Genomic DNA, 24,229 nt, shown 5'->3' with positions numbered 1-24,229 from the left:
ATCGGGCATGATCACTGGACCGGAAGGGCAGCGCGATGGAGACTCCGGGTTAGTTGGATTCCGCCGAAGCTTGAGGGGTTCTTGTGAGGAAATTACCTAGAGTGTCCGGCCGCGGCCTGGTGGCCGTCGCAGCTGCCGTGGCGGCGACGGCCGGGCTGGTCGGGCAGTCGGCCGGCGCGCCGGCCGCAGTACAGCAGGTGCAGGCGACCGGGTTGCAGCAACAGCTCGACACGTTGCTCACCGATTCGCGGTTCCAGGGGTCGCAGGTCGGGCTGGTCGTGCGGGACGCGACCACCGGCGAGACGCTCTACGACCGCAACGGCGGGTCGCGGCTGGTGCCGGCTTCCAACACGAAGCTCTTCACCTCGACGGCCGCGATGCACACGCTCGGGGCCGGGTTCCGGTTCCATACCGACGTACTGGCGACCGCGCCGGTGAAGAAGAGCGGGAAGCTTCAGGGAGACCTTTATCTGAAGGGTTTCGGCGACCCGAGTGCACTCGAGAGCGACTACGTCGGACTGGCCAAGCAGATCGCCGCGGCCGGGATCAAGCGGGTAGACGGCGATCTGATCGCCGACGACACGTACTTCGACAAGGTGCGGCTGGGTGACAGTTGGGCGTGGGACGACGAGCCGTTCTACTACAGCGCCGAGATCTCCGCCCTGACACTCGCCCCGAACGGCGACCTCGACTCCGGTACGGCGATCGTCGAGAGCCGGCCCGGCGCCACGGCCGGAGCACCGGTCCAGCTCAACTTCCGCCTGGCGAACGGCCTGCTCAAGCTGATCAACACGGCCACCACCGGTGCCGCCGGGTCGGCCAGCACGCTGTCGATCGAGCGCGACCACGGCACGAACATCGTCCGGGCCACCGGCTCGCTACCGCTCGGCGCCGCCCTCGGCTCGACCTGGGTCACCGTCTGGGAGCCGCCGCTGTACGCCGCTGACGTCTTCCGCCGGGCCCTCACTGCCGAGGGAGTCAAGGTCGACGGCAAGATCCGCGAGGCAGCGACCCCGGCCGCGGCCAGGCAGCTCGCCCGGGACGAGTCGATGACGCTCGGCGAGCTGATGAACCCGTTCCTCAAGCTCTCCAACAACATGCACGCCGAGACGCTGGTCAAGGCGATGGGCGCCGTGACGAAGGCGAACGGCAGCTGGCCGACCGGCCTCGGCATCGTCACGGCGTACGCGAAGAGCGTCGGCGTGGACACCGCCACGATCCGGTTGTCCGACGGCTCCGGCCTGTCCCGCAAGGTGAACGTGACCCCGAAGAGCGTCACCGACATCCTGCTGGCCGCGCAGAAGGAGCCCTGGTTCCAGCAGTGGTACGACGCGCTGCCGATCGCGGGCAATCCGGATCGCTTCACCGGCGGCACCCTGCGGTCCCGGATGGCCGGCACCCCGGCCGCGAACAACCTGCACGGCAAGACCGGCTCGCTGACCGGTGTCACGGCGCTGTCGGGCTACGTGACGAACAAGGACGGCCGCAAGCTGGTCTTCTCGATGATCACCGACAACTACCTGACCAGCCCGCGCTCGGTCGAGGACGCGGTCGGCGTCACCCTCGCCTCCTGGACCGACCAGGCGCCGGTCGCCGCGATCAAGCCCGCTCCCGCCACCAAGGCACAGCTGAGCGACGACGGCACCGGTCCGGGCGACCCCGGCAACGACTGGATCAAGGGTCGTTAGGGCAGCACCAGGATTGCTTACGGATCTGAAGAATCACTAATGAAATAGACAGTGCGGCAGTCGTTCAGCACGATGAGGGAATGACTGCCGCACTGCCCACGGGGCACACCTTCCGCCGGCCGACCAAGGACGATGCGGAGGCGATCTTCGAGCTGGTCGCGGCCCGCAACCTCGCCGCCATCGGGTCGGCCGACTTCACCCTCGACGACATGGCCGACGAGCTCAGCGAACCCGGCTTCGACCTCGACCGGGACGGCTGGCTGGTCTTCACCGGTGAGACCCTGACCGGCTATGGGACGGTCTTCGGGCAGGGCGATCACCACCTGCTCGACATCGACCTCTACAGCGCCGATCCGGCCATCAACGAGTGGCTGCTGGGCGAGATCCTCGTGCGGGCCAAAGAGCTGGGTCGCGAGCACGGGCAGGCCGAGGTATCGCTCGATCTCGGCGTGTACCGAACCGACACGGCCAAGCGTGAACTCCTTGCCGACAACGACTTCACGCCCGGTACGACGTACCACCGGATGCGCATCGATCACACCGAGCCAGTCGCCGCGCCGGAGGTACCGGAAGGCGTGGTCCTTCGTCGCGGCGCGCCTGACGAGGAGACTCGGCGCGCAGGTCACGCGGTGTTCACGGAGACCTTCACCGGGCAGTTCGGGTTCACTCCCCGGTCGTACGAGGAGTGGTTCGCGGCGCGGGACGCGCAGTCGACCTTCGACTGGTCGCAGCTGAGTCTGCTGGAGCTGGACGGGCAGGTGGTCGGGTTCATCGAGAGCAACGACCAGTTCGTCGAGGACGAGAACTGCAACTACGTCGGCCGGCTCGGCGTGCTCGAGGAGGCGCGCGGTCGCGGCCTCGCCAAGTTCCTGCTCCGCGACGCCTTCGCTCTTGACGCCGCGGCCGGCCGGGCAGGCACGATCCTGCACGTGGACACCAACAACCCGACCCCCGCGCTGGGCCTCTACCTTTCGGTCGGTATGCAGGCAGTCCTGGTCATCGACGTCTGGCGGCGCACGCTGCCGACTGCCTGATGACTGGCCTGCCGTCAGGCGCGACCTGGCGCGCCATGCAGCTCGAAGACGCTGGGGCGGTCCAGCAGCATCTGGCTGCCCGCAGCGTCGCACTGATCGGCATTCATCAGTACAGCCCGGAAGGCGTCGACGACTTCCTGCGCAATCCGCAGCTCGACCTCGCCACGGGCACCTGGCTGGTCTCCGCCGACGACAAGATCATCGGTACTGCGGCTGTCGTCCAACGGCCGGACTGCGTCGGCATCGAGCTCACCGCGGCCGACCGGTCCGTGGCCGACTGGCTGTTCGACCGCGCGGTGGCCCGAGCGGCGGAGGTGAGCCGAGACGCCGGTCTGAGTGAGCAGCTGGTGCGGATCGCGGTGCTGGGCGCCGACAAGCAGCTTGCCGAGCTTGCGGCCGCCCGTGGATTCACGCACGAGACCTCGATTCAGCGGATGAAGATCGCGCACAGCGGGCCGATCGACCGGCCTGTCGCGCCAGCCGGGATCGTGGTTCGGAGCGGCGCGGCAGGCGAGGACACCCGGCGGACGGCGTACCGGCTGATCGCTGAGGCGTTCGAGGACCAGCCGTCGTCGAGCCCGCCCGAGTACGACAAGTGGGTGGCGGCCCGCGAAGCCCGGTCCACCTTCGAGTGGTCCCAGCTGACCGTGCTCGACCTGGACGGCGAGCCGGTCGCGGTCCGCGAGGTCGACCGCAACTTCGTGAACTCCGACAACTGCGGGTACATCGGGCGGATCGGCGTACTGGCCCGGGCGCGCGGCCGTGGGCTGGCGAAGTACCTGCTGCGGGACCAGTTCGCCATCGACGCCGCGGCCGGCCTCAGCGGCACCATGCTGCACGTGGACAGCTCGAACCCGACACCGGCCCTCGGACTCTATCTGTCCGTCGGGATGCGGCCGGACATCGTCACCGACCGATGGCGGAAGACGCTGCAGGTCTAGTTCAGGACGACGCGGTTGCCAGTGGAGCCGGCCAGGACTTGGCGGGTCGCTAGTTCCCAGTGCAGGTCGAGGATGCCTTTGAAGGGTTTGCCTTCTGGCCTGAAGCACTGCATGCCTTCGTCCGACTGAGGAAGGACGGAGTACTGGTAGGCGGCGATGCGGATGGTTTGGGCGTCCTGGGCGAGGACTCGGAGGACTACGTGGGGAACGCAGGTCTCCGTGTCGCCTCGGGTGGCTTCGACGATCAGGCGGTCCGGGGTGGCTGGGTCGGGATAGGCCCTGGTGACCTCGAGTTCGTGGTCGAGGGTGAGCAGGGTGGTGCCTTGCTTGAACTGTGGGGGCGGCGGGCCGACGTCCAGGTCGCGGGGAGCGGGCGTCGAGGTGGTCACGGTTGGGGTGTCCTCGGCACGCGGACGGTTCAAGGCGGTGACCGTTGCGGCGCCGCCGATGACTCCGATGGCCGCTGCGACGGCTATGACGATCCGGCCGCGTCGGCGGCGGTGCAGGGCGCGTTCGACGTACTCGAAGGGACGCGCCTCCTCGGGGGTGCGCTCGTCGACGTACTCGGTCAGCAGGTCGGTCTCCGGATCAGGCATGGCCAGGCACCTCCTCCTCGACCTCCAGTAGCGGCGCGAGCGCCTGGCGGGCACGGGCCAGCCGGGACTTCACGGTGCCGGACGGCAGTTGCAGTTCGTCCGCGATCTGCTCGATCGACAGGTCCGTCACGTAGTACAGGACCGCCACGGCCCGCTGCGTCGGAGTGATCCGCGCCAGCGCGGCGGCCACGTCCACAGCATCCCCATCAGGACCCTGTACTTCGGAAGCGCGGCCTGTCAGCTTGGCCAAGGCCCGCGTCGCCACCTGCTGGCGCCTGAGCCGGCTCACCAGCGCGCGCACCGCGACTGCGCGGACCCAGGCGTCGGGGTCGTCGTACCGGCTGATCTTGTCCCAGCGGTCGAGCAGCTTCACGTACGCGTCCTGGGCGAGCTCCTCGGCGTCGGCCCGGGAGGCGCCGATCGAGACGAGCAGGCCGATCAGGCGTGGCCAGGTACGGCGGTAGAGCGCTGCCACCTCGGTTGCCGGATCGTCCCTCACACCCCTAACACGCGCTGCACCCCTGTTCGGTTCCACTCTTGCCGGATCGAGATGTGAGAGATTACTCTCGAAACATGTCTCTCAGAAATCCGTACGGCGATTTCGAGATCACCGACCCGCAGGCGATGCGTGCGTTGGCGCATCCCGTCCGGCTCGCCGCACTCAGCTACCTGCAGAAGAACGGACCGGCCACCGCGACCCAGTTGTCGGTGCACGTCGGCGCCTCGCCGTCGGTGACGAGCTGGCATCTGCGGCATCTCGAATCGTTCGGGCTGGTCAGCGACAGCCCTCCCCCGGACGGCGGCTCCGACAAGCGCCAGCGCTGGTGGAAGGCGGTCGCCCGCGGCTTCCGGTTCGAGATGCCCGAGACCCCCGAAGGCGCCGAGGCCGGCCGGATGCTGCGCACCGAGATGATGAGCCAGGCGCTCGACCACGTCCAGCAATGGCTCTCCGACACCGAGCCCGCTCTGGACCCCGCTTGGTCCCGCTCCACCGGCTCCTCGAACACCCTCCTGACCATCACCCTCGCCGAAGCAGAGGCAATCGAGAACGCCATCGAAGACCTCCTGGCCCCCTACGTCCAACGCGGCGACTCCGGCGCCCCCACCGAGGCCCACCCAGTCCGCCTCATCCGCATGACGTTGCCCGAAGCAACCACCTGATTTCGTGAGGACCGCCATGACCATCCCCGCTCCGCCGGCCGCCAGCCTGTGGCGAGACAAGCGATTCAAAACGTTCTGGTCGGCTCAGAGTGTTTCTGAGTTCGGTGATCGGATCAGTGAGCTTGCGTTGCCGTTGATCGCGGTGACGCTGCTGAACGCTTCGCCTAGTCAGGTTGGGTTTTTGACTGCGGCGGTGTGGTTGCCGAACCTTGCGTCGTTGTTCATCGGGACCTGGGTCGACCAGCATCGGGACAAGCGGCCGTTGATGATTGCGGCCGATCTCGTCCGGACAGTCCTGCTGTTGACGTTGCCGATCGCGTACTGGCTCGACATCCTCACCCTCGGACAGCTCTACGCGATCGCGATCCTGGCCGGTACCGCGCACGTCGTCTTCAACACCGCCTACGCGTCCTTCTTCGTCCGGCTGGTCCAGCGCGAGCAGTACCTCGAAGCCAACAGCAAGCTGGCGTCCACCAGATCGATCTCGTTCATCGCCGGACCGGCCGTCGGCGGTCTGCTGATCCAATGGCTGACGGCACCGATCGCGCTGCTCGTCGACGCCCTGTCGTTCCTCTTCTCCGCCTTCCAGGTCAGCCGGCTGAAGGTCGAGCCCGGCGCGGCCGACGACGGCGAGGAGTCGTTGCTGACCAGGGCACGGGCCGGGATGAAGTACCTGCTCAAGCATCCGTATCTGCGCGCCAGCCTCGGCTGCGCGACCACGGTGAACTTCTTCAACATGATCGGGTTGGCGCTGCTGGTGCTGTTCGCCAGCCGCAACCTGGGTCTGTCGGCCGGCACCATCGGTATCGCCTTCGGTGTCGGCGCCAGCGGTGGGCTCGTGGGAGCGCTCGCCGCGAACCGGCTGGCCCGGCTGATCGGTGCCGGGCGATTGATCGCGCTCGGCTCGGTCGTCTTCCCGGCCGCGTTGGGGATCGCCGTTCTCGCCGACGGACCGGTCTGGGTGCGGGCGGCAACGCTCGCGGCGGCCGAGTTCGTCGGCGGGTTCGCGGTGATGTGCTTCGACATACCGCTGAATTCCCTACAGGCGTCGGTGACTCACGACCACATGCGCAGCCGGGTGGCCGGCGCGTTCAGCAGCATCAACTACGGCGTACGGCCGCTCGGCGCGGTGATCGGCGGTCTCCTGGGCACCTGGCTGGGTGTCCGGGAGACGCTGCTGATCTCCGCCGCCGGCGGCCTTCTCGCCGTCCTGTGGCTGCTTCCCTCCCCGATCATCCGGACCCGCAACCTCGAGGGCCTCGAACCACCGGCGATCTGACGGTCAGTCCAGCTCGACCGGCTCGTCGAGCTTGGCGACCGTGCGGCGCAGCGGGATCTCCTTGATGAACAGGACCGCGATCAAGCTGACCAGCGCACAAGCGGCCGCGATCAGGAAGATGCGACCGGTGGCATCGCCGTACGACTGCCGGACGAGCTCAGCCAGCTGCGGGGGCAGGTGGTTGACGTCCAGCAGACTCGTACCATCCGAACCGCCGGCCTGCAGCTTGGCCGCCGCTGCCGCGCCACCCGGTCCGTGCAGGACACCCTGGATGAGCAGGTCCTTGACCCGGCTGGCCAGGACGGCCCCGAGAACTGCGACTCCGACCGCACCGCCGAGGCTCCGGAAGAATGCCACGGACGCGCTGGAGGCGCCGATCTCGCTGACGTCCACGGTGTTCTGTACGGCGAGCACCAGGTTCTGCATCATCATGCCCATCCCGATGCCCATCAAGAGCATGCCGAGACCGACGTACCAGTACGGGCTGGTGTGGTCGATGGTGCCGAGGATGCCCAGGCCGGCGGTGAGCAGGACGCCGCCGATGATCAGGTACCGCTTCCACTTGCCGAACCGGGTCACCATCTGGCCGGCTCCGACCGAGCCGATGAACGAGCCGAGCATCATCGGGATGGTCAGCAACCCGGCCTCGGTGGCGCTGTAGCCCCGGGCGACCTGGAAGTACTGACCGAGGAAGAGCGCACTGCCGAACATCGCGACGCCGACAGCCATGCTGGCCACGATCGCCAGCGCGGTGGTGCGCTGCCGGACGACCTTGAGCGGAACGAGCGGCTCGCGGACCCGGTTCTCCACCATCACGGTGAGGATGCCGAAGACGATCGTGCCGCCGACGAACAGGAACGACTGCCAAGAGATCCAGTCGAAGTCGTGACCGGCGAAGGTCACCCAGAGCAGCGGCAGGCTGGCGGTGATGCTGATCAGGATGGCACCGAGGTAGTCGACCTTCACCTCACGCTTGAACAGCGGCAGGTGCAGGTACTTCTGCAGGATGACCAGGCTGATCACGGCCAGCGGGACGCACACGTAGAAACACCAGCGCCAGCCCAGCCAGGAGGTGTCGACGATGACGCCGCCGATGAGCGGGCCGCTCACGGTGGCCACGGCCATCACGGCGCCCATGTAGCCGGAGTACCGGCCGCGGTCGCGGGGCGGGATCGCCGCACCGATGATCGCCTGGGCGAGTGCCATCAGGCCGCCCATGGCGAGGCCTTGCAGGACGCGCGCGCCGATCAGGAACGGCACGTTGTGCGACATCCCGGCGAGGGCGGAGCCGACCACGAACAGGCTGATCGCCAGCTGCACGAGCAGCTTCTTGCTCATCAGGTCGGACAGCTTGCCCCAGATCGGGGTGGACACCGTGGTGGCCAGCAGGCTGGCCGTGAGCACCCAGGTGTACTGCGTCTGGGAGCCCTCGAGGTCGGCGATGATCGTCGGCAGGGCGTTGCTGACGATGGTCGAGCTGAGCATCGCCGTGAACAGCGCGGCGAGCAGCCCGACCAGGATCTCGAGGATCTCGCGGTGGGTGAGTTCCGGCGCAGCGGGCGCTTGCGGCCGGGTCTCGGTGACAGTCATCAGTCTCCAGTCGAGGGGTTTGAGTGCTTCGCGAACTCGGCAGCCTCGGTGACGGCGGAGGCCACGCGGCGCAGGGTTGCGGCAGCCGCGGCCAGTTCGTCGTCATCCCAGTCCGCCAGTGCGGAGCGGAGTTGCCGGGCGTAACCGGCGTACAGAGCGTGCAGGCGGTCCCGGCCGCGTTCACTGAGCTGGATCAGGGACACCCGGGCGTCGGCCGGGTCGGGCCGACGGCTCACCAGGCCGTCGGCTTCCAGCGCGGTCAGCTGACGGCTCACCACGGAGGCATCGACCCCCAGTTTGGTGGCGATCTCACCGCCGCGCTGCTCGCCGTCCTTGGCCAGAACCTTCAGCACACTCGCGTCGGCACGCCGCAGTCCGGTATCGGGCCACAGGTGCCGGTGCTCGATACAACGCACGGCCCGAATCAGCGAACTGACCCCGTCGAGCACTTCATGGGCCGGCGTATCCCGCTCCACCTCCGGGACAGAGGCTTGCTGGACTAGTTGCATACCCCAACTATATACACATTTAGTTGGTTTCTGCAACCATATGAGTCAGTGGATAGAGGGCCTGGGCGCTGGGGGTGCCTGGTTTGGTGAGGTAGATGAACAGCGCCTGGTCCGGGTCGCCGGGGAAGGTGACCACCTCGGACTCGACGGTCAGGTCGCCGACCAGTGGGTGGTGCAGGTGTTTGGTGCCGTGGGCGAACTCGACGACCTTCTGCTTCGACCACCACTAGCGGAAGAGTTCGCTCTTGATCGACAGCTCGCCGACCAGTTCCGCGGTCTTGGGGTCATCGGGGTAGCGGGCCGCGTCCATCCGGAGCGCGCCGACAAGCTCGGCCACGACGGTCTCCCAGTCGTCGGCCCACAGCGAGCGGGCCGCCTCGTCGAGCAGCACCCAGCGGGCCGCGTTGCGTTGCTTGGCCGGCGTCGCGGGGAAGTCCGCGAGCAGTGCCCGCGCCGCCCGATTCGCGGCCAGTACGTCGGTACGCCGACCGAGTACGTACGCCGGGTTGTCACCGAGACTCTCGATGAGCGCGAAGACTCCCGGCCGGACGAGCTGTCCGGACCGGCCGGATCGGGTCCTCGGCCGTGGCCGCACGGCGACTGTCTGGAGGTAGGTGCGTTCGGCCCGGTCCAGCTGGAGTGCACCGGCGATCGCGTCCAGCACGGCGTCGGACGGTTCGATCGGGCGACCCTGCTCGAGCCGGGTGTAGTAGTCGACGCTGACACCGGCCAACCTGGCGAGCTCCTCGCGCCGCAGCCCTGGGATCCGGCGCTTCTGCTCGTCGACGATCCCGAGCGTCGCCGGATCCAGCGCCGCGCGCCGCGCCCGCAGGAAGTCACCGAGCTCCTCGTTCCGGGTCATCTCCCCATGGTGCCGCACTCCCCCGGCTGCCTAGCGCCGTGCAGCTGGCCCTCCGCGTCCTAGGCAGCGGCGTCCCAGGATCCGGCGGGCCGATTTCGACCGCCTGGCAGGCCGATCGGGCGGGTTAGCTCGATGCCGTACGCAACCAATCACTAGGGAGACCTGACATGTCCACATGGCTCATTACCGGCGCCACCTCCGGGTTCGGCCGGCTCGTCGCCGACCGGGTCCTCGCGGCCGGGAACAACGTGATCGCGATCGGTCGCCGCAAGGATCGCCTCGACGACCTGGTCGCTTCGGCTCCGGTTGGCCGAGTGATCCCGATCGCGCTCGACGTGACCGCGGCCGACGCCGAGCAGGTGATCGCTGCGGCTGTCGAAGGTACCGGTCGTCTCGATGTCGTGGTCAACAACGCGGGCTACGGATTGTTCGGGTCGGTCGAGCAGACGGGCGCGGAGGCTGCGAAGGCGATCTTCGACACCAATGTGCTCGCCAATCTCGCGGTACTACGGGCGACGCTGCCGGCGATCCGCGCGTCGCAAGGCCGCATCATCCAACTGTCGTCGCTGATCGGATCTTTCGCGTGGGCGTCGTCTGGTCTGTACTCCGCGTCGAAGGCCGCCGTGGAGTTGTTCAGCGAAGCGCTCGCACTGGAACTCGCACCGACCGGCGCCAAGGTGACCATCATCCAGCCCGGCACCTTCGCGACCGAGTTCACCACTTCGGCACACGTCGTCGCGCCCGACGAGGTCTATCTGCCGACTGTAGGCGCGTTCCTCGACCACATCTCCAAGCTGCCTTCAGAGGCGCTCGGTGATCCGAACAGTGTCGCCGACGGCATCCTCGCCGTCGCCACCATGCCCGAGCCGCCCCTCCGCCTACCCATCGGCCAGGACGCGATCGACGGCATCGGAAACGCCCTGCGAACCCGCCTAGGCGACCTTGCGGTAGCTCCCGACAACCACTGATCGCCTGATCGTGAAACCCATCGCCTGATAAAGCCGGATCGCTCCTGCGTTCCCCTCGAAGACATGCAGGAACGACCGATCCCCACGCTCCAGCGCACCTCGGAACACCCGCTCCATCAGCACCCCAGCGAGTCCACGGCCCCGGTACGCCGGGTCCGTGCAGACTCCGCTGATCTCGGTCCACCCGGCCGGCCGCATCCGCTCCCCCGCCATCGCGACCAGCTTGTCGCCGTCCCGGATCCCGTAGTACGCACCGAGCTCGCCGGTCCGCAACCCGAACGGCCCCGGCTCGGTCCGCTGGGCGAGGTCGAGCATCTCCACCGCATCCGCCGCACCCAGCCGCTCGATCACCACGTCATCAGCTGGCCGAAACGTCAGCTCATCAGAAGCAACCATCTGCAGGACCGCGAACCGACGGACCTCCTCGATCCCCACCGGCCACCGCTCCGGCCCGTTCACCAGCACGATGGCGTCATCCCCCGCCAACCCCGCCAACTGCTCCCAGTCAGCCTCATCGGCGTCCGCCGGCATCCCCATGAACGGCGACACCTCCACCGGATACCGAGCCACCCGCCCAGCCGCAATCGCCAACTCCCGATGAGCCCCCACCAACGAACTCAACACCGGATTGTCCAAAACGTTGTCCACGCCGCGACTATAGGCAGCCCACCCCAGTCGCCCGCCCAGTCAGCCTGGCCCTCAGCGAGCCACTCAGCCCCTTGGCTCCCGCGGCCGGATCCGTGCAGGCGACGATCCACTCGTGGTATGACGCACCAGCGTACGGAAGAACAGGCAGTGGTAGCCGTCGGGCAGCTGAGCCGGGCTCAGCCCCAGCGGGTTCAGCGCCGCCCGAGCCCACTACTGCCAGTTGCTTGGTACAGCCGCTAGCTGAGGTCGAGGTTCAGGCGGGCCAGGAGGCGGGCCAGGGCTGCTAGGTCGGGGGTTTCCCAGCGGTCGAGGATGGCGCGGAACTCTGCCTGGCGCTGGATGCGCATGGCGTTGAAGCGTTCGGCGCCGGTTTCGGTGAGGCGGAGCAGGCGGGCTCGGCCGTCGTCGGGGTCGCCGACTCGCTCGATCAGGCCGAGGGTTTCCAGTTGGGTGAGGCCGCGGCTGACGGTCGACTTGTCGAGGCCCAGCGCTTGGGCGACGTCGGAGGCGCGTACGCCGGTACGACCGGAAGCGGTGCCGAACTCGATCTGCGAGATCAGCGCATAGCCGGCCGCGTCCATCTCGGGGTGGACGCGACGGGCCATCATCATCTGGGCCGAGCGCGACCGGCGGAACAGGTTGGACAGTTCGTGCTCGACGTCCGCGACCAGCCGCTGGCTGTTCTCGGTGACCATGTCGCTCACCTGACCACGACGCCGGCGTCGCGGAGAGCCTTCTTGACGTCGGCGATCCGCAGGTCGCCGAAGTGGAAGACACTGGCCGCCAGTACCGCGTCCGCTCCTGCCTCGACCGCCGGCGGGAAGTGCTCGGGCAGCCCCGCTCCCCCGCTCGCGATCAGCGGTACGTCGACCACCGCGCGGACCGCCCGGATCAGCTCCAGGTCGAAACCCTTTTTGGTGCCGTCGGCATCCATCGAGTTGAGCAGGATCTCACCGGCCCCCAACTCGGCACCACGCCGCGCCCACTCGATCGCGTCCAGCCCGGCCGACTTCCGGCCGCCGTGCGTCGTCACCTCGAAACCGCTCGGCTGCCCAGCGGACCGGCGTACGTCCAGGGACAACACCAGCACCTGGTTGCCGAACCGGTGCGCGATCTCCTCGATCACCGCCGGCCTTGCGATCGCGCCGGTGTTGATCCCGACCTTGTCCGCCCCCGCGCGCAAAAGCCGGTCGACATCTGCCGCCTCGCGCACACCGCCACCCACAGTGAGCGGAATGAACACCTGCTCAGCCGTCCGCCCGACCACCTCGTACGTCGTCTCCCGCGACCCCGACGAAGCGGTGATATCGAGAAACGTCAGCTCGTCGGCCCCTTCGGCGTCATACAACCGAGCCATCTCCACCGGATCCCCGGCATCGCGCAGGTCAGCGAAGTTGACACCCTTGACCACCCGCCCGGCATCAACGTCCAGACAGGGAATCACACGCACGGCGAGGCTCACGCGCCAAGGGTACCGACCGGCCCGGCAAGACCGACGCCAGTAGGGCCAGCTTGTCCGCATCGCTCGACCCGGCGTCGGGGTGATACACGACGAGCTTCAGGCCGGCCGCTCCGTCGATCTGCAGTCGCTCGCGGTTCAGGGTCAGTTCGCCGACCAGCGGATGATCGATCCGGAGTGGCCCGCCACGCTGACCACGGACCTCATGGCGGGCCCAAAGTTCGCGGAACCGGTCGCTGGCGCGGGAGAGTTCGCCGGTCAGCTCGAGCAGGCGCGGATCGTCGAGGTCGTTCCCCACGGACTGCCGGAGGTTCGCGACCAGGCACTCGGTGACGTCTTGCCAGTCCGGATGCAGAGCCTGCTCCGCCGGGTCCAGGAACAGGTCGCGCAACTGGTTGCCACCCACGGCGAGACCGGGAGACAACGCCCTGGCCAGACTGTTGGAGGCCAGGATGTCGAAGTACCGGCCTTCGATGAAAGCGGGTTGCGCCAGCGAGTCCAGCAGCTTGAGCGCACCGGACGGTGGGGTCTCCTCCTCGGATGCTCGATGGCCACGCGGCCGGGGCGCCTCGGAGACGAGGGACTTGAGGTGAGCGAGGTGGTCGTCGTCGAGCCGTAGTACGCGAGCGATCGACTCGAGCACCTGCACGGACGGATTGCGATCGCGGCCGCGCTCGAGCCGCAGGTAGTAGTCGGCGCTGATGCCGGCCAGCATGGCGACCTCTTCGCGCCGCAGACCGGCCACCCGCCGCACGCCAACCTCAGGAAGGCCCGCCTGCTGAGGCGTCACCAGCTCGCGCCGGGCCCGCAAGAACGCGCCGAGCGAGTTGAGTCCGGCCCGGCCGTTCAGCAGAGGGGGCCCTGCGACACCCCGGGCTGAAGAGGGCTCTGGTTGCGGCGGATGGCTGCTCATAGCGTCTTCAACGGTCCACCCGGACCGGATATTTCGACAGGAGACGCAGACGCATGACGGTCACACTGATCACCGGAGCCAACAAGGGCATCGGTTTCGAGACAGCCAGACAGCTCCTCGAGCTGGGGCACGTGGTCTACCTCGGGGCGCGGGACGTCGAGCGGGGTGAGCAGGCCGCGGCAACACTCGGCGCGCGGTTCGTCCAGCTCGATGTGACCGACGACGCCTCGGTGGGCAAGGCGCTGGCGACGATCGGCGCGGACGAGGGCCGGCTCGATGTCCTGGTGCACAACGCGGGAGTCCTCGGGGACGGAACGATCGACGGGCCGAAGGCGCTCCGGGTGTTCGACACCAACGCGGTCGGAATCGTCCGCGTGACGGAGGCGGCACTTCCGCTGCTGCACAAGTCCACGAATCCCGTCGTGGTGACGGTGTCGAGCAGCGCCGGATCGTTCTGGGCGGTGAACAACCCCGACCGGCCGGAGTACCACCTGCCGCTTGCGCTCTACTCGGCGTCCAAGGCGGCCGCCACCATGCTGACGGTCCAGTACGCCAAGGCGGAACCCGGGATCAGGTTCAACGCGCTCGAGCCCGGCACCACCGCCACCGACATGACCGCGGCCTTCGGCATCGGACGCTCACCCGAGCAGAGTGCGGCCTTCGTAGTGCGGCTGGCCACTGTGGGACCGGACGGTCCGACCGGAACCTTCCAGGACGAAAGCGGAGAACTGCCCTGGTGAGCAGAAGGGCGGCCACTGGGTGGCCGCCCTTCAAGCTTGTTACTTCCAGGCCCTGCGCTTCTGCTCTGCTGGCTTGACGGGTGTCGTGGATGCCCAGACTCGGCGCCAGCGGGCGGCGTCGGGGCCGGATTGGGATGGAGAGGCGCCGGCTGCTACCCGGCGGCGGGCCTCCCACCAGGTGGATGCCTCTTCGTCCAGCAGGGCCGATACGGCGGCCGAGATGCGTGGGGCGAAGTCGCGGGCAGTTTCGCCTTCGGCCGGGTAGAGCGGGTCGCCGTACCGGACTGCGACCGTCGGGCGGCCGGGGACCGGCCAGCCGCGGCCGCGGGGCATCGCGGCGAAGGAGCCCTTGATGCCGACCGGGATCACCGGGACGCCTTGTTCCACTGCGATGTAGGCCGCGCCCATCCGGAAGCGTTCCATCCAGCCGTCGGGCGAGCGGGTGCCTTCGGGGAAGACGACGACGTTCCAGCCGTCCGCGAGCAGGTCGCCCGGGGTCGCGCTGAGCTTGCCGCCGCGACGCTCGATCGGGAACGTGTTGAACACGATCGCTGACGCGGTCGCCCGCCACCACGTATCGAAGAAGTAGTCCGCAGCCGCCGCGACAGCAGTCTTGCGACGCATGTCGTCAGGCAGCGTGCAGAGCACCAGCGGGGTGTCCAGGTGCGACGAGTGGTTCGCCACGATGACGGCCGGCCCATGCAGCTTGCGCAGCGAGTCGAGCCCGCTCACCTGCGGGTTCACCTCGAAGCGGAGTACCGAGTTCAGCGCGCCCTTCTGCAGGACCTCCCGTACCGCGATCGCCGCGGGCGTGCGGGCCCACTTGGTCGGGAAGACCGACGACTCCTTCTTGACTACGTAAGGCTCGGCCGACCGCGGCACCTGCTGACGCCGTCCCCAGCGGAAGCCGCGCGCGACCTGCTTCACGTCCCGCGCGGTGTCCCGGCTGAACCGGACCAGGCTCGCCCCCATCAGCGGACGTCCGCGAGCAGGTGCGGCGGGTTGTGCAGGTACGTGATGGACGGCGACCGGCCGACCGAGTGGCTGACCATCTCGAGCGCGTCCTGCAGCGTGGAGGCGGACCGGAAGCCCATCCGCTCGACCGTCTTGCGGTTCGCGCCGACCCAGACGATGTCGCCGCAGTGGTCCAGCGCGTGGCTGATCCAGTACCACATGTAGAACGGGTGCACGCCGTGGTACGCGTTCGAGGTGCGGTACAGGTGGATGTACCACGGGTCCTCGGCGTACTGCTTCTCGAACTTCGCCTCGATGGTGGCCGGGTCGGTCGACTCCGACAGCACCTCCTCGAAGAAGTCCACGTACGACGGGTGGTGCAACTGGCTGAACTCGTAGTCGACCGGGTGGTACAGGATCACCGCGCCGTCCTTGCGGACGATCGGCTGGCCCAGGTACGAGTTGAAGTAGTAGCCCAGCCCCATGCAGGCGGCCAGGATCGGGTTCATCACCGAGTTCACGTTGTACGGGCCGACGAACGGCACGCCCATGATCGCCACGTCGGCCTGGCCCTGGACCTCGACCTTGTGCTGGCGGTGCACCATCTCGATGGTCTTGTCGTGCACCGGCTCGATCTTGCCCGCGGTGACACCGGTCAGGCCGTAGTTGGCCCGGACGTCCTGGAAGATCTTGCGCTTGATCCGGGTGGGCGCCAGGTCCAGCCCGCGCTTGGCGCCGAGGTAGGCGGCCTGGTCCTTGATCGACCACTCCCACTCGCGCTTCTGCAGGAACTCCAGCGGCCCGCCGAAGATGTCGTTGTTCAGCGTGGTCTCGATCTGGAAGACCTTGACGTGCTGGGTGAGGATCTCGCCCATCCGCCAGGCCGACTCGTGCATCTTCGACCGCTTGTGGTCCATGAAGGACCGCGAGTGGATCATCGTGTGGCTGTTGTGGTGGTGCTTCAGCGACTTGTACGACGCCAGCCCGATCGACGTCGACTTGTGGCCGCCGTCCATCGCCACCAGGTTCACGTTCACGTAGACCAGCAGGTCGGACTCGGCCGCCCGCTTGGAGATCTCGACGTCCTCGCCGTGCCTGGTCTGACCCAGGTGGGCCAGGTTCGCCTCGTCCTCGGCGTCGAAGTTGTAGAGCTTGCCGTCGGGGTAGAACGACCGGAAGACCCGCTCGCCGACGATGTCGCGCAGCTCGTTCGGGGTGAGCCGGCGGTGCAGCGCGTTGGCCGAGATCAGCTCGACGTCGTCGACGCCCGCGTCGGCGGCCATCGTCAGCACCTGCTCGATGATCCGCTGCCGGATGTCCGGCTTCTTCATCGGCGGCAACGGGATGGAGATGTCGTCGAACGCGATGGTCAGCTTCATCCCGGCGAACAGCAGCTCCGGCAGCGGCTCGGACTCGAGCGGGTTGAGCAGCGCGTTCTGGATCGCCTCCTCGACGTCGCGGACCGGCGGCAGCGACTCCGGCGGGTACACCACCCGGGTGCCGAGCGGGAACCGCTCCAGCAGGAAACCCTCACCGTTGTGCACGAGCAGCGGCGGCGTCCGGTCGTCCACCTCAAGCACAAACCCTGGCCGAGACATGTCAGAACCTCTCTCGTCGTACGTTCAACGGTGCAGCGAAAACAGTGTCGATGGCCTTGGCAGTGGCGGTCATGAGGCCCTCACATCGAAGGCGACCTTCACGGTGCCCAGGCGACCGGCGGACTGCGCGTGGTCGAGCGCCTCACGCCACCGGTAGAGCGGGTACCTCGCCCCGACGACCCCGTCCAGCGGAGCCTTCTGGGCGATCTCCAGCGCGGTCTCGAAGGCAGGGCGCCCGTTCGGCTCCTCCCGCGAGGACGCGTACGTCCCGGTCAGCTCCAACTCACGGAACCACACCGGCGACAGGTCCGCACCGGTCGACGGCATGCCGGCCAGTACCACCCGGCCGCCGGCCTTGGTGACCCGCAGCACGGTGTCGATCGAGTCCTTGCTGCCGACCGCGTCGACGGCGACGTCGACCCCGCCGAGCAGGAACTCCTTGGCGTTCATCTCCGGCTTCAACCGGAACGCGCCGGTGGCCCGGCGGACGCCACGGAAGACCTCGTCGGGCGCGACCACGTCGCTCGCACCGAACGCCCGGGCCAGCTCACGCTGCTTCGGGTGCTTGGCGACGACGGTGATCCGGCCGGCCTGGGTCAGCTCGCGCAGGGCGAGCGTCGCGAACAGCCCGACAGCGCCGGCGCCGCTGACCAGTACGGACTGGCCCGGCTCGATCTTGGCCCGGAGTGCGGTGTGCACGGCACCAGCCAGTGGCTCGACCAGGACTGCCCGCTCATCGGAGAGGCCATCCGGTACGGCGTACAGCTGGCTGCGGTGGGCGACCATGACGTTGCCCCAGCCGCCGCCGGTGTCCTGGCAGAAGCCGGTCTGGAGTCCGGGCGAGACGTGACCGACGGTGATCCGGTCGCACAGGCTGGTACGACCGGACGAGCAGCTCTCGCAGGGTTCCACCCCACGCGCGGCGCAGGTGAGGACCGAGTCCATGACTACCCGGGTGCCCTTCGGCAGGTCCTCGCAGTCGTCGAGCAGCTCGCCGACGATCTCGTGGCCCGGTACGAACGGCAGCGACACCAGCGCGGAGAAGTACAGCTTGGTGTGGCCGGTGACCATGCCGAGGTCGGAGCCGCAGATGCCGGACAGAATCGGCCGGATCCGGGCCCAGCCGTCCTTGTCGGCCTTCGGCTCGTTGATCGTGACGAGTCGCAGCGGCGCGGCCGGGCCGGTGAGGATGGCCGGGATCCGGCTCCCCATCGCCTTGGCTGCCAGGAACTTGGCCGGTGAACGGTACATCTCGAGCGCGAGCATCATCGGGCCTGACCTCCGGTTAGACGCTGTACCCCGGGGATCTCCAGACGCGAAGAGGTGGCGGGTGTCTTCCAGTCGACGATCTGCCAGCGCGCGGCCCGGGCGGCCCGGAACAGCGACACGTCCGGCGAGACGGCGACCGGGTTGCCGACGGTCGTCAGCATCGGCAGGTCCGAGTGGCTGTCGGCGTAGGCGTACGACTTGGACAGGTCGATGTTCGTGCCGCGGGCGCGATGCTTGATCCACGCGGCCCGGGACTCGCCGACCAGCGGCGGGCCGGTCAGGTACCCGGTGCAGCGACCGCGGTCGTCGACGGCCAGGTCGGCCGCGACGATCTCGTCGAACAGCGAGTCCAGCGGCCGGGTCAGTGGCCGGACCGCACCGGTGATCAGGATCGTCCGGTGACCGGCCGCCTTGTGCTCACGGATCCGCCGGACGGCAGCCCCGCTGAGCCGCTCGAGCACGTGGCCGGCGAGCACCTCGTCGACGATGTGGTTGAGCTCTTCCAGCTCGGCGCCCTGGTACCGGCGGTAGATCGTCCGCAGGAAGGTGCCGCGGTCCTTGCGCTCGGCCGAGATCAGCTTCGGCAGCTTGCGCAGCATCGCGCCGATCTCACCGACCCGCTGGTGGCTGTCCAGTTCGGGCAGCCGCATCCACAGGTAGGTCTCGATCACGTTCGACGACAGCAGCGTGCCGTCCATGTCGAACGCGGCGATGATCTCGGCGTCGTCGGACGGCTGCACCTTCTTCAGTACACCGGCCGACTCCGCAAGCGACTTGTTGCGCTTCTTCCGGACGACATCCAGCCGGCGCAGCGAGTCGGTGACGCTCGGGCAGTGCACTTCCTGCAGGTAGTGGTGCCAGTCGACGATCGAGGTGTCGCACCAGAACTTCTCCTGGTCGTCGCCCTCGAGCGCGTTGTGCAGGGCGAGCACGTTGTCGTCGATGAACTGCAGCTCGGCCTGCGCGTACTCGGAGTACAGGTCCATGTAGCGGCGCAGGAAGTCGATCCGGCGCTTCTGCACGTCCAGCTCACGGGCGTACTTGCGGGTCCGCTCGCCGCGTGGCGCGTGCATGATGATCTGGTCGGCGATCTTGTGCGCCTTCTCGCCGTACCGCAGCATGCTCTCGACCGAGTCCCCACCGGGGAACTTCCAGACCGGCAGCCGGACCGCGCCGCGCTCGCCCAGGTCGAAGGGGTGCTTGGAGAAGTACGCGCGGACACCGGCGTACAGCTGCTCGAAGGTCAGCGGGTTCCGGGCGCCGGAGCTGACGTGGTAGTACTCCGGCTTCGACAGCTCGGGCTCGGTCGCCATCACCGCGCAGATCGCGCCGACGACGTGGTCGACCGGGATGATCTCGACGACCGAGTCGGGGCTGGCCGGGAACTCCGGCAGCTCACCGCGGCCGTAGGCCAGGATCAGCGGCTCGGCCATCTTGAATCCCTCGATCCAGCCCGGGTGCGGACTCTGCACCGCGGACTCGATGATGGCCGGCCGGACGATCGAGGTCGGCAGCTTGGCGGCGAACTCCTCGACGACGCGCTCGCCCAGAGCCTTGGTGAAGGTGTAGCAGTCGGTCCAGCCGAGGCTTCGCGCCCGCTCGGTGCCGGTCTCGATCAGCTTCTTCGCGACCCACTCGGTACGGCGACGCTCGGTGTCGGCCGCCGCGGTCAGGTGACCCGCGCGACGGTGCAGCTTCTCCGACTCCTTGCGGAACCGGATCAGCATCGCGGCGCTGCGCGAGGTCTCCTCGATCCGCGCCTTCATCGCCATCCCGGCCTCGGCCTCGGTGCGCCAGTCGACGTTGTGGTCGACCGGGGCCTCCGGGATCGCGCCGCGGCGACGGCCGGCGGTGTAGGCGGTGGAGATGTGCACGTAGTGGACCGGACGGCCTTCGCTGGCCTCGACGATCCGCTCGAGCAGGCTCTTGGTGCCCAGCACGTTGGTCGTGAACGCCTCGTGGATCGGCGGGTCGAAGGAGACGTCGCCGGCGCAGTGCACCACGATGTCGAGATCCTTCGGCAGCTCCGGTACGGCCGACAGGTCGCCCTCTACGACCTCGACCCGGGCGGCGGTCAGCTCGGCGGCATCGGCGTACGGGGTGCCCTCGCCGTAGAACGGCTTGAAGATGTCCTTCTTGAGCATCTGCGCCATCCGGTCGGTGCCCTTGAGGGACCCCTTCGGACGGATGATCGCGACCACCGTGGTGCCGGGCAGGTCGCCGATCATCCGGTGCAGCAGGGCCTCACCGACGAATCCGGTGATGCCGGTGACCAGGACCTTCTTGCCTGCCAGCTTGTCGGCAAGGCTCACTTGTCGCCTCCACGGGTGAGTTCGAGTGCCTCGGTCAGGGTGAACGCCCCGGCGTACAGGGCCTTGCCGACGATGACGCCTTCGACGCCGTCGCTGACCAGCGTGCTCAGCGCGCGCAGGTCGTCCAGGCTGGAGACGCCGCCGGAAGCGACGATCGGCTTCTCGGTCCGCGCGCACAGGTCGCGGTACAGGTCGAGGTTGGGGCCCTGCAGCATGCCGTCCTTGGTGACGTCGGTGACGACGTACCGCTCACAGCCGGCCCGCTCGAGCCGCTCGAGCACCTCGTACAGGTCGCCGCCCTCTTTGGTCCAGCCGCGGGCGGCCAGCGTGCGGCCGCGGACGTCCAGGCCGACCGCGACGCGGTCGCCGTACTGCGCGATGATCCGGTCGCACCACTCCGGATCCTCCAGCGCGGCGGTGCCGATGTTGACCCGGCGCGCGCCGGTCGCCAGGGCGGCCTCGAGCGAGTCGTCGTCGCGGATGCCGCCGGACAGCTCCACCTGTACGTCGAGCTTGCCGGTCACCTCGGCGAGCAACTCACGGTTGCTGCCCCGACCGAACGCGGCGTCCAGATCGACCAGGTGGATCCAGTCCGCGCCGGCGTCCTGCCAAGCCATCGCAGCGGCCAGCGGGTCGCCGTAGGAGGTCTCGCTCCCGGCCTCGCCCTGGACCAACCGAACAGCCTGCCCATCCGCCACATCGACGGCAGGCAGCAGCACCAGAGTCCCAGACCGGGGCGGTGGGGTGGGGGCCGAATCAGACACTGACATGGCCCACACCCTAGATGGCTCAGTTGGCGGTTTTGTAACCCAGTGCCCTCCTGAGTCGTTGAGATCGGATCTGTCGCAGCAATACCAGTGGTGTTACTGGTATCTACCATGCGTAAGCTCTTTGACATGACAAGCGTGGCTGAACTGGAGATCGATCCGCACCCGTATCTGGCTTCTGTCCGTCCGGTCGGGTGGAGCGATGCGTTGGGTGGCTGGGTGGTGGCCAGCCGGGAGTTGGCGATGCAGGTGATGCGGGATCCGGAGACGTTCACGGTGGATGACCCGCGGTTCTCGACGGCGCAGGTGGTGGGGCCGTCGATGTTGTCGCTGGACGGTTCTGTGCATGCCTCGCATCGGGAGCCGTTCGAGCATCCGTTCAACCTGGCTCAGACGCGGGCGCGGTTCACAGCCTTCGTCGCGGAGGAGACGGATCGGCTGGTTTCGGCGATCGCTGGGGCTGGTGCCGCCGATCTACGGACCACGGTCGCTGGGCCGTTGTCCGTCGCGGTGGTGGCCTACTCGCTCGGACTGGAGCGGGCCGACGCGGCGACGGTGCTGGACTGGTACCAGGACATCTCCACCTCGGTCAGCGGGATCGCGGCCGGGCTGCCCGTTACCGCCGAGGGTGCCGCGGCGTTCGCCAAACTTCACCAACATGTTGCCGGGAGCATCGATCACTCCGACTCGCTGATCGCCGAGGCCGCTGCCGCTGGGCTCGGGACCGACGAGGTGGTTGCCAACGCGGCCGTGCTGATGTTCGGCGGCATCGAGACCACCGAGGGGATGATCACCAATTGCCTCTGGCATCTGCTGACCAACCCGTCGCAACTTGCTCTGGTGCTGGCCGATCCCTCGTTGATCCCCAACGCGATCGAAGAATCGTTGCGCCTGGAGCCCGCCGCGGCCGTGGTCGACCGTTATGCGACGCGCGACGTTTCCTTGGGTTCGGCTGAGGTCAAGCGCGGCGACTTCGTCAGCGTCTCGCTGGCCGGCGCCAACCGCGATCCAGCCGTCTTCCCCGATCCGGACCGGTACGACGTCCAGCGCGACAACGCCCGTCGCCACCTCGCCTTCGCCAGCGGCCCACACATCTGCCTGGGCATGCACCTGGCCCGGCTCGAGGCCGTCAGCGCGATCACCGCGCTCCTCACCCGGCTACCCGTCCTCCGACTTGACCCGACCTCTCCCCCGCCCCACGGCCTCGTCTTCCGCAAACCGACAGCGGTCAACGCGACCTGGACGCTCGCCTGACGAGAGCCCGGCCGGCCGGGTCAGCCGGCTGGACGGGTGAGCAGGAGGACACCCGCCGGGAAGGCGGGCACCTCGCGGTCCGGGTCGGCGTTCGCGTCACGTTCGAACTCGACGAATCCGCGATCGAGCTCGTCCTCGGCGATGTGCTCGAAGGTCGAGAACGCCCGCAACTTCAGCCGCTCGTACGTCGCCCGCTGGGTGCGCGGCTCGGTGACGTCGACCCAGTGCGGCTCGTCCTCGGCCTGGAATCCGGCTTGGGTAGCGAGGGCACGGATCTCGTCAAAAGGCAGGTACATCTGCGCGTCGACGCGACGGGCACTCGGGAAGTACCGGTACCAGTAGAGGTCCGGCATCCGGTCGCCGAACTGGGTTCGGAGGATGACGGTGCCGCCTGGGCGCAGTACCCGGTTGACCTCGCGGAGGCCCTGGCGCGGGTCGGACCAGTGATGGATCGTCAGGAAGAGCCACACCAGGTCGCACGACTCGTCCGGCAGCGGGATCGCCTCGGCGGATCCTTCGAGGTAGGTGACGGCGGGGTGTTCGATCGCCTGCTCCAGCATCCGCGCCGACGGCTCGACGCCGTACACGGGACCGCCGAAGGTGTCGGCCAGTGCGGGGGTGAAGCGGCCGATGCCGCAGCCGAGATCGAGGACTGTCAGTGGGCGGGCGGAAGGCGCGAATCCGGCAGCTGCCCGCATCCAGGTGTCGAGGCTGTCCGCGGGGAGGGCGCGTCCTTGGGCGTAGACCTGATGTAACCGTGCGTCGTAGTCCACCATTTCCTGAGTTTATCGGGGCCAGAACACGTCATATGCGAGGCGAAGGATGAGCGCCGAGACGACGACCAGGAAGATCACCCGGACGAAACGCGAGCCGCGGGCGACCGCAGCACGGGCGCCGAGCAGACCGCCGAGCATGTTGGCCGCGCCCATGATCAGGCCGAGCCGCCACAGCGGTGCACCGTGGGCGGCGAAGACGAGGATGGCGCCGAGGTTCGTGGCGACGTTGGCGATCTTGGCCTTCGCGCTGGCCCGGAGGAAGTTGTAGCCCATCAGCCCGACGAGCGCGAAGATCAGGAACGAGCCGGTACCCGGCCCGACCGCGCCGTCGTAGAACCCGATCAGGAGTCCGACCAGGCTGGCCGCGAAGTAGTGGGCACGCCCGTCGAAGCGCAGTACGGTCGCGGACCCGAGGTCCGGCTTGAACCAGGTGTAGAGGGCGACACCGATCAGCAGGACAAGCACGATCGGCTTGAACCACGCCATCGGGATCTGCGTCGCCACCAACGCGCCGGCCGCGGCCCCGATCGCGGCCAGCCCGGCCAGCGGGAGGACGGTTCGACGGTCGGGCTTCACCTTGATGCCGAAGGTGATCGCGCTGGTCGTCGTACCGAACAGGGACGAGATCTTGTTGGTCGAGAGAATCTGCGCCGGCGATGCGTTCGGCAACCCCAGCAGCATCGCCGGCAACTGGATCAGTCCGCCGCCACCGACCACCGCGTCGATCCACCCCGCCGAAAACGCGGCCACCACCAAAAACACGACCGTCCACAACGAAACGTCAGGCACGGCAACCCCGGCGGCCACGATAATCAGTCACGGCCCCATCATCAGGTAAACCCATTGTCCCGCTCTACCCTTACACCCCACGATGTGACGCAGCCCCCAAGGAGGGCGCCCGCCTCCCACAT

23 protein-coding genes and 1 pseudogene are annotated in these 24,229 nt (G+C 68.2%); 8 read left to right on the top strand and 16 right to left on the bottom strand.

Annotated elements, in window-relative coordinates:
* The first annotated feature begins 101 nt into the window (after positions 1-101).
* The 3 genes from dacB to AB0M15_RS15190 all read left to right on the top strand — a co-directional run bounded on the left by dacB (position 102) and on the right by AB0M15_RS15190 (position 3,663).
* Positions 102-1,688, top strand: a complete 1,587-nt coding sequence (gene dacB, locus AB0M15_RS15200; protein WP_363818188.1) for a D-alanyl-D-alanine carboxypeptidase/D-alanyl-D-alanine-endopeptidase — start codon at positions 102-104, stop codon at positions 1,686-1,688.
* Positions 1,689-1,768: 80 nt separating this feature from the next.
* Positions 1,769-2,722 (top strand): GNAT family N-acetyltransferase, encoded by a 954-nt coding sequence (locus tag AB0M15_RS15195; RefSeq protein ID WP_363818185.1) that lies wholly within the window; start codon positions 1,769-1,771, stop codon positions 2,720-2,722.
* On the top strand, positions 2,722-3,663 hold the full coding sequence (locus AB0M15_RS15190) for a GNAT family N-acetyltransferase (RefSeq protein ID WP_363818182.1): 942 nt from the start codon (positions 2,722-2,724) through the stop codon (positions 3,661-3,663). Before AB0M15_RS15195 ends, AB0M15_RS15190 begins: the two co-directional genes overlap by 1 nt.
* Here AB0M15_RS15190 and AB0M15_RS15185 read toward each other — a convergent pair.
* Positions 3,660-4,259, bottom strand: coding sequence for a hypothetical protein (locus AB0M15_RS15185; RefSeq protein WP_363818179.1), 600 nt, complete (start codon positions 4,257-4,259; stop codon positions 3,660-3,662). The two genes, AB0M15_RS15190 and AB0M15_RS15185, sit on opposite strands and share 4 nt — an antisense overlap.
* Positions 4,252-4,758 (bottom strand): sigma-70 family RNA polymerase sigma factor, encoded by a 507-nt coding sequence (locus tag AB0M15_RS15180; RefSeq protein WP_363818176.1) that lies wholly within the window; start codon positions 4,756-4,758, stop codon positions 4,252-4,254. Before AB0M15_RS15180 ends, AB0M15_RS15185 begins: the two co-directional genes overlap by 8 nt.
* Before the next feature lie 74 nt (positions 4,759-4,832).
* Between AB0M15_RS15180 and AB0M15_RS15175 the strand changes: the two genes are divergently transcribed.
* Together AB0M15_RS15175 and AB0M15_RS15170 are read left to right on the top strand one after the other, a co-directional pair.
* The gene (locus tag AB0M15_RS15175) at positions 4,833-5,420 is read left to right on the top strand and encodes an ArsR family transcriptional regulator (protein ID WP_363818174.1); all 588 of its coding nucleotides are present in this window, start codon (positions 4,833-4,835) and stop codon (positions 5,418-5,420) included.
* Between the two features lie 16 nt (positions 5,421-5,436).
* A complete protein-coding gene (locus AB0M15_RS15170; protein WP_363818171.1) occupies positions 5,437-6,699 on the top strand; it encodes an MFS transporter in 1,263 nt (420 codons plus the stop codon).
* A 3-nt stretch (positions 6,700-6,702) separates the two neighbouring features.
* Here AB0M15_RS15170 and AB0M15_RS15165 read toward each other — a convergent pair whose 3' ends face one another.
* The 3 genes and pseudogenes from AB0M15_RS15165 to AB0M15_RS15155 all read right to left on the bottom strand — a co-directional run bounded on the left by AB0M15_RS15165 (position 6,703) and on the right by AB0M15_RS15155 (position 9,660).
* Complete coding sequence (locus AB0M15_RS15165) at positions 6,703-8,289, bottom strand: MDR family MFS transporter (RefSeq protein ID WP_363818169.1); 1,587 nt, start codon at positions 8,287-8,289, stop codon at positions 6,703-6,705.
* Positions 8,289-8,798 (bottom strand): MarR family transcriptional regulator, encoded by a 510-nt coding sequence (locus tag AB0M15_RS15160; RefSeq protein ID WP_363818166.1) that lies wholly within the window; start codon positions 8,796-8,798, stop codon positions 8,289-8,291. Before AB0M15_RS15160 ends, AB0M15_RS15165 begins: the two co-directional genes overlap by 1 nt.
* Positions 8,799-8,817: 19 nt before the next feature.
* Positions 8,818-9,660, bottom strand: a pseudogene (locus AB0M15_RS15155) (helix-turn-helix transcriptional regulator).
* Between the two features lie 167 nt (positions 9,661-9,827).
* Here AB0M15_RS15155 and AB0M15_RS15150 point away from each other — a divergent pair.
* Positions 9,828-10,628, top strand: coding sequence for an SDR family oxidoreductase (locus tag AB0M15_RS15150; protein ID WP_363818163.1), 801 nt, complete (start codon positions 9,828-9,830; stop codon positions 10,626-10,628).
* Here AB0M15_RS15150 and AB0M15_RS15145 read toward each other — a convergent pair.
* The 4 genes from AB0M15_RS15145 to AB0M15_RS15130 form a co-directional block, all read right to left on the bottom strand.
* A complete protein-coding gene (locus AB0M15_RS15145; RefSeq protein ID WP_363818160.1) occupies positions 10,593-11,276 on the bottom strand; it encodes a GNAT family N-acetyltransferase in 684 nt (227 codons plus the stop codon). The genes AB0M15_RS15150 and AB0M15_RS15145 overlap by 36 nt on opposite strands.
* A gap of 236 nt (positions 11,277-11,512) precedes the next feature.
* Positions 11,513-11,971 (bottom strand): MarR family transcriptional regulator, encoded by a 459-nt coding sequence (locus AB0M15_RS15140; RefSeq protein ID WP_363818157.1) that lies wholly within the window; start codon positions 11,969-11,971, stop codon positions 11,513-11,515.
* Positions 11,972-11,976: 5 nt separating this feature from the next.
* The gene (gene hisF, locus AB0M15_RS15135; protein WP_343977645.1) at positions 11,977-12,738 is read right to left on the bottom strand and encodes an imidazole glycerol phosphate synthase subunit HisF; all 762 of its coding nucleotides are present in this window, start codon (positions 12,736-12,738) and stop codon (positions 11,977-11,979) included.
* Entirely contained in the window at positions 12,698-13,648 is a 951-nt protein-coding gene (locus AB0M15_RS15130; RefSeq protein WP_363818153.1) for a helix-turn-helix transcriptional regulator, read from the bottom strand. The genes hisF and AB0M15_RS15130 overlap by 41 nt, the downstream gene beginning before the upstream one ends.
* Positions 13,649-13,701: 53 nt before the next feature.
* On the opposite strand from AB0M15_RS15130, the gene AB0M15_RS15125 reads away from it, so the two are divergent.
* Positions 13,702-14,388, top strand: coding sequence for an SDR family NAD(P)-dependent oxidoreductase (locus AB0M15_RS15125; protein WP_363818151.1), 687 nt, complete (start codon positions 13,702-13,704; stop codon positions 14,386-14,388).
* Positions 14,389-14,427: 39 nt separating this feature from the next.
* Here AB0M15_RS15125 and AB0M15_RS15120 read toward each other — a convergent pair whose 3' ends face one another.
* The 5 genes from AB0M15_RS15120 to priA form a co-directional block, all read right to left on the bottom strand.
* On the bottom strand, positions 14,428-15,360 hold the full coding sequence (locus AB0M15_RS15120; protein WP_363818149.1) for a lysophospholipid acyltransferase family protein: 933 nt from the start codon (positions 15,358-15,360) through the stop codon (positions 14,428-14,430).
* Positions 15,360-16,940 (bottom strand): lactate racemase domain-containing protein, encoded by a 1,581-nt coding sequence (locus tag AB0M15_RS15115; RefSeq protein WP_363818146.1) that lies wholly within the window; start codon positions 16,938-16,940, stop codon positions 15,360-15,362. Before AB0M15_RS15115 ends, AB0M15_RS15120 begins: the two co-directional genes overlap by 1 nt.
* A gap of 69 nt (positions 16,941-17,009) precedes the next feature.
* Complete coding sequence (locus AB0M15_RS15110) at positions 17,010-18,209, bottom strand: zinc-binding dehydrogenase (RefSeq protein ID WP_363818144.1); 1,200 nt, start codon at positions 18,207-18,209, stop codon at positions 17,010-17,012.
* Complete coding sequence (locus AB0M15_RS15105) at positions 18,206-20,521, bottom strand: HAD-IB family hydrolase (protein WP_363818141.1); 2,316 nt, start codon at positions 20,519-20,521, stop codon at positions 18,206-18,208. Before AB0M15_RS15105 ends, AB0M15_RS15110 begins: the two co-directional genes overlap by 4 nt.
* Positions 20,518-21,291, bottom strand: a complete 774-nt coding sequence (gene priA, locus AB0M15_RS15100; protein WP_363818138.1) for a bifunctional 1-(5-phosphoribosyl)-5-((5-phosphoribosylamino)methylideneamino)imidazole-4-carboxamide isomerase/phosphoribosylanthranilate isomerase PriA — start codon at positions 21,289-21,291, stop codon at positions 20,518-20,520. The genes AB0M15_RS15105 and priA overlap by 4 nt, the downstream gene beginning before the upstream one ends.
* 126 nt (positions 21,292-21,417) lie before the next feature.
* Between priA and AB0M15_RS15095 the strand changes: the two genes are divergently transcribed.
* Complete coding sequence (locus AB0M15_RS15095) at positions 21,418-22,542, top strand: cytochrome P450 (RefSeq protein WP_363818135.1); 1,125 nt, start codon at positions 21,418-21,420, stop codon at positions 22,540-22,542.
* Positions 22,543-22,562: 20 nt separating this feature from the next.
* Here the strand turns inward: AB0M15_RS15095 and AB0M15_RS15090 are convergent, their stop codons facing one another.
* Positions 22,563-23,318, bottom strand: coding sequence for a class I SAM-dependent methyltransferase (locus AB0M15_RS15090; protein WP_363818132.1), 756 nt, complete (start codon positions 23,316-23,318; stop codon positions 22,563-22,565).
* 9 nt (positions 23,319-23,327) lie between these two features.
* Complete coding sequence (locus AB0M15_RS15085) at positions 23,328-24,107, bottom strand: TSUP family transporter (RefSeq protein ID WP_363818130.1); 780 nt, start codon at positions 24,105-24,107, stop codon at positions 23,328-23,330.
* Positions 24,108-24,229 lie beyond the last annotated feature (122 nt).

This window comes from Kribbella sp. NPDC051718 (assembly GCF_040681515.1).
Taxonomy (GTDB): domain Bacteria; phylum Actinomycetota; class Actinomycetes; order Propionibacteriales; family Kribbellaceae; genus Kribbella.
The sequence above is the reverse complement of the archived record's forward strand: the minus strand, read 5'-3'. Positions and strand labels throughout refer to the sequence as shown.

Excerpts from the sequence above, each read along its gene's own strand:
- AB0M15_RS15195 (WP_363818185.1), top strand. The coding sequence starts at position 1,769 with ATGACTGCCGCACTGCCCACGGGGCACACCTTCCGCCGGCCGACCAAG.
- AB0M15_RS15190 (WP_363818182.1), top strand. The coding sequence starts at position 2,722 with ATGACTGGCCTGCCGTCAGGCGCGACCTGGCGCGCCATGCAGCTCGAA.
- AB0M15_RS15185 (WP_363818179.1), bottom strand. The coding sequence starts at position 4,259 with ATGCCTGATCCGGAGACCGACCTGCTGACCGAGTACGTCGACGAGCGC.
- AB0M15_RS15175 (WP_363818174.1), top strand. The coding sequence starts at position 4,833 with ATGTCTCTCAGAAATCCGTACGGCGATTTCGAGATCACCGACCCGCAG.
- AB0M15_RS15170 (WP_363818171.1), top strand. The coding sequence starts at position 5,437 with ATGACCATCCCCGCTCCGCCGGCCGCCAGCCTGTGGCGAGACAAGCGA.
- AB0M15_RS15165 (WP_363818169.1), bottom strand. The coding sequence starts at position 8,289 with ATGACTGTCACCGAGACCCGGCCGCAAGCGCCCGCTGCGCCGGAACTC.
- AB0M15_RS15160 (WP_363818166.1), bottom strand. The coding sequence starts at position 8,798 with ATGCAACTAGTCCAGCAAGCCTCTGTCCCGGAGGTGGAGCGGGATACG.
- AB0M15_RS15150 (WP_363818163.1), top strand. The coding sequence starts at position 9,828 with ATGTCCACATGGCTCATTACCGGCGCCACCTCCGGGTTCGGCCGGCTC.
- AB0M15_RS15140 (WP_363818157.1), bottom strand. The coding sequence starts at position 11,971 with ATGGTCACCGAGAACAGCCAGCGGCTGGTCGCGGACGTCGAGCACGAA.
- AB0M15_RS15130 (WP_363818153.1), bottom strand. The coding sequence starts at position 13,648 with ATGAGCAGCCATCCGCCGCAACCAGAGCCCTCTTCAGCCCGGGGTGTC.
- AB0M15_RS15125 (WP_363818151.1), top strand. The coding sequence starts at position 13,702 with ATGACGGTCACACTGATCACCGGAGCCAACAAGGGCATCGGTTTCGAG.
- AB0M15_RS15120 (WP_363818149.1), bottom strand. The coding sequence starts at position 15,360 with ATGGGGGCGAGCCTGGTCCGGTTCAGCCGGGACACCGCGCGGGACGTG.
- AB0M15_RS15115 (WP_363818146.1), bottom strand. The coding sequence starts at position 16,940 with ATGTCTCGGCCAGGGTTTGTGCTTGAGGTGGACGACCGGACGCCGCCG.
- AB0M15_RS15110 (WP_363818144.1), bottom strand. The coding sequence starts at position 18,209 with ATGATGCTCGCGCTCGAGATGTACCGTTCACCGGCCAAGTTCCTGGCA.
- priA (WP_363818138.1), bottom strand. The coding sequence starts at position 21,291 with ATGTCAGTGTCTGATTCGGCCCCCACCCCACCGCCCCGGTCTGGGACT.
- AB0M15_RS15095 (WP_363818135.1), top strand. The coding sequence starts at position 21,418 with ATGACAAGCGTGGCTGAACTGGAGATCGATCCGCACCCGTATCTGGCT.
- AB0M15_RS15090 (WP_363818132.1), bottom strand. The coding sequence starts at position 23,318 with ATGGTGGACTACGACGCACGGTTACATCAGGTCTACGCCCAAGGACGC.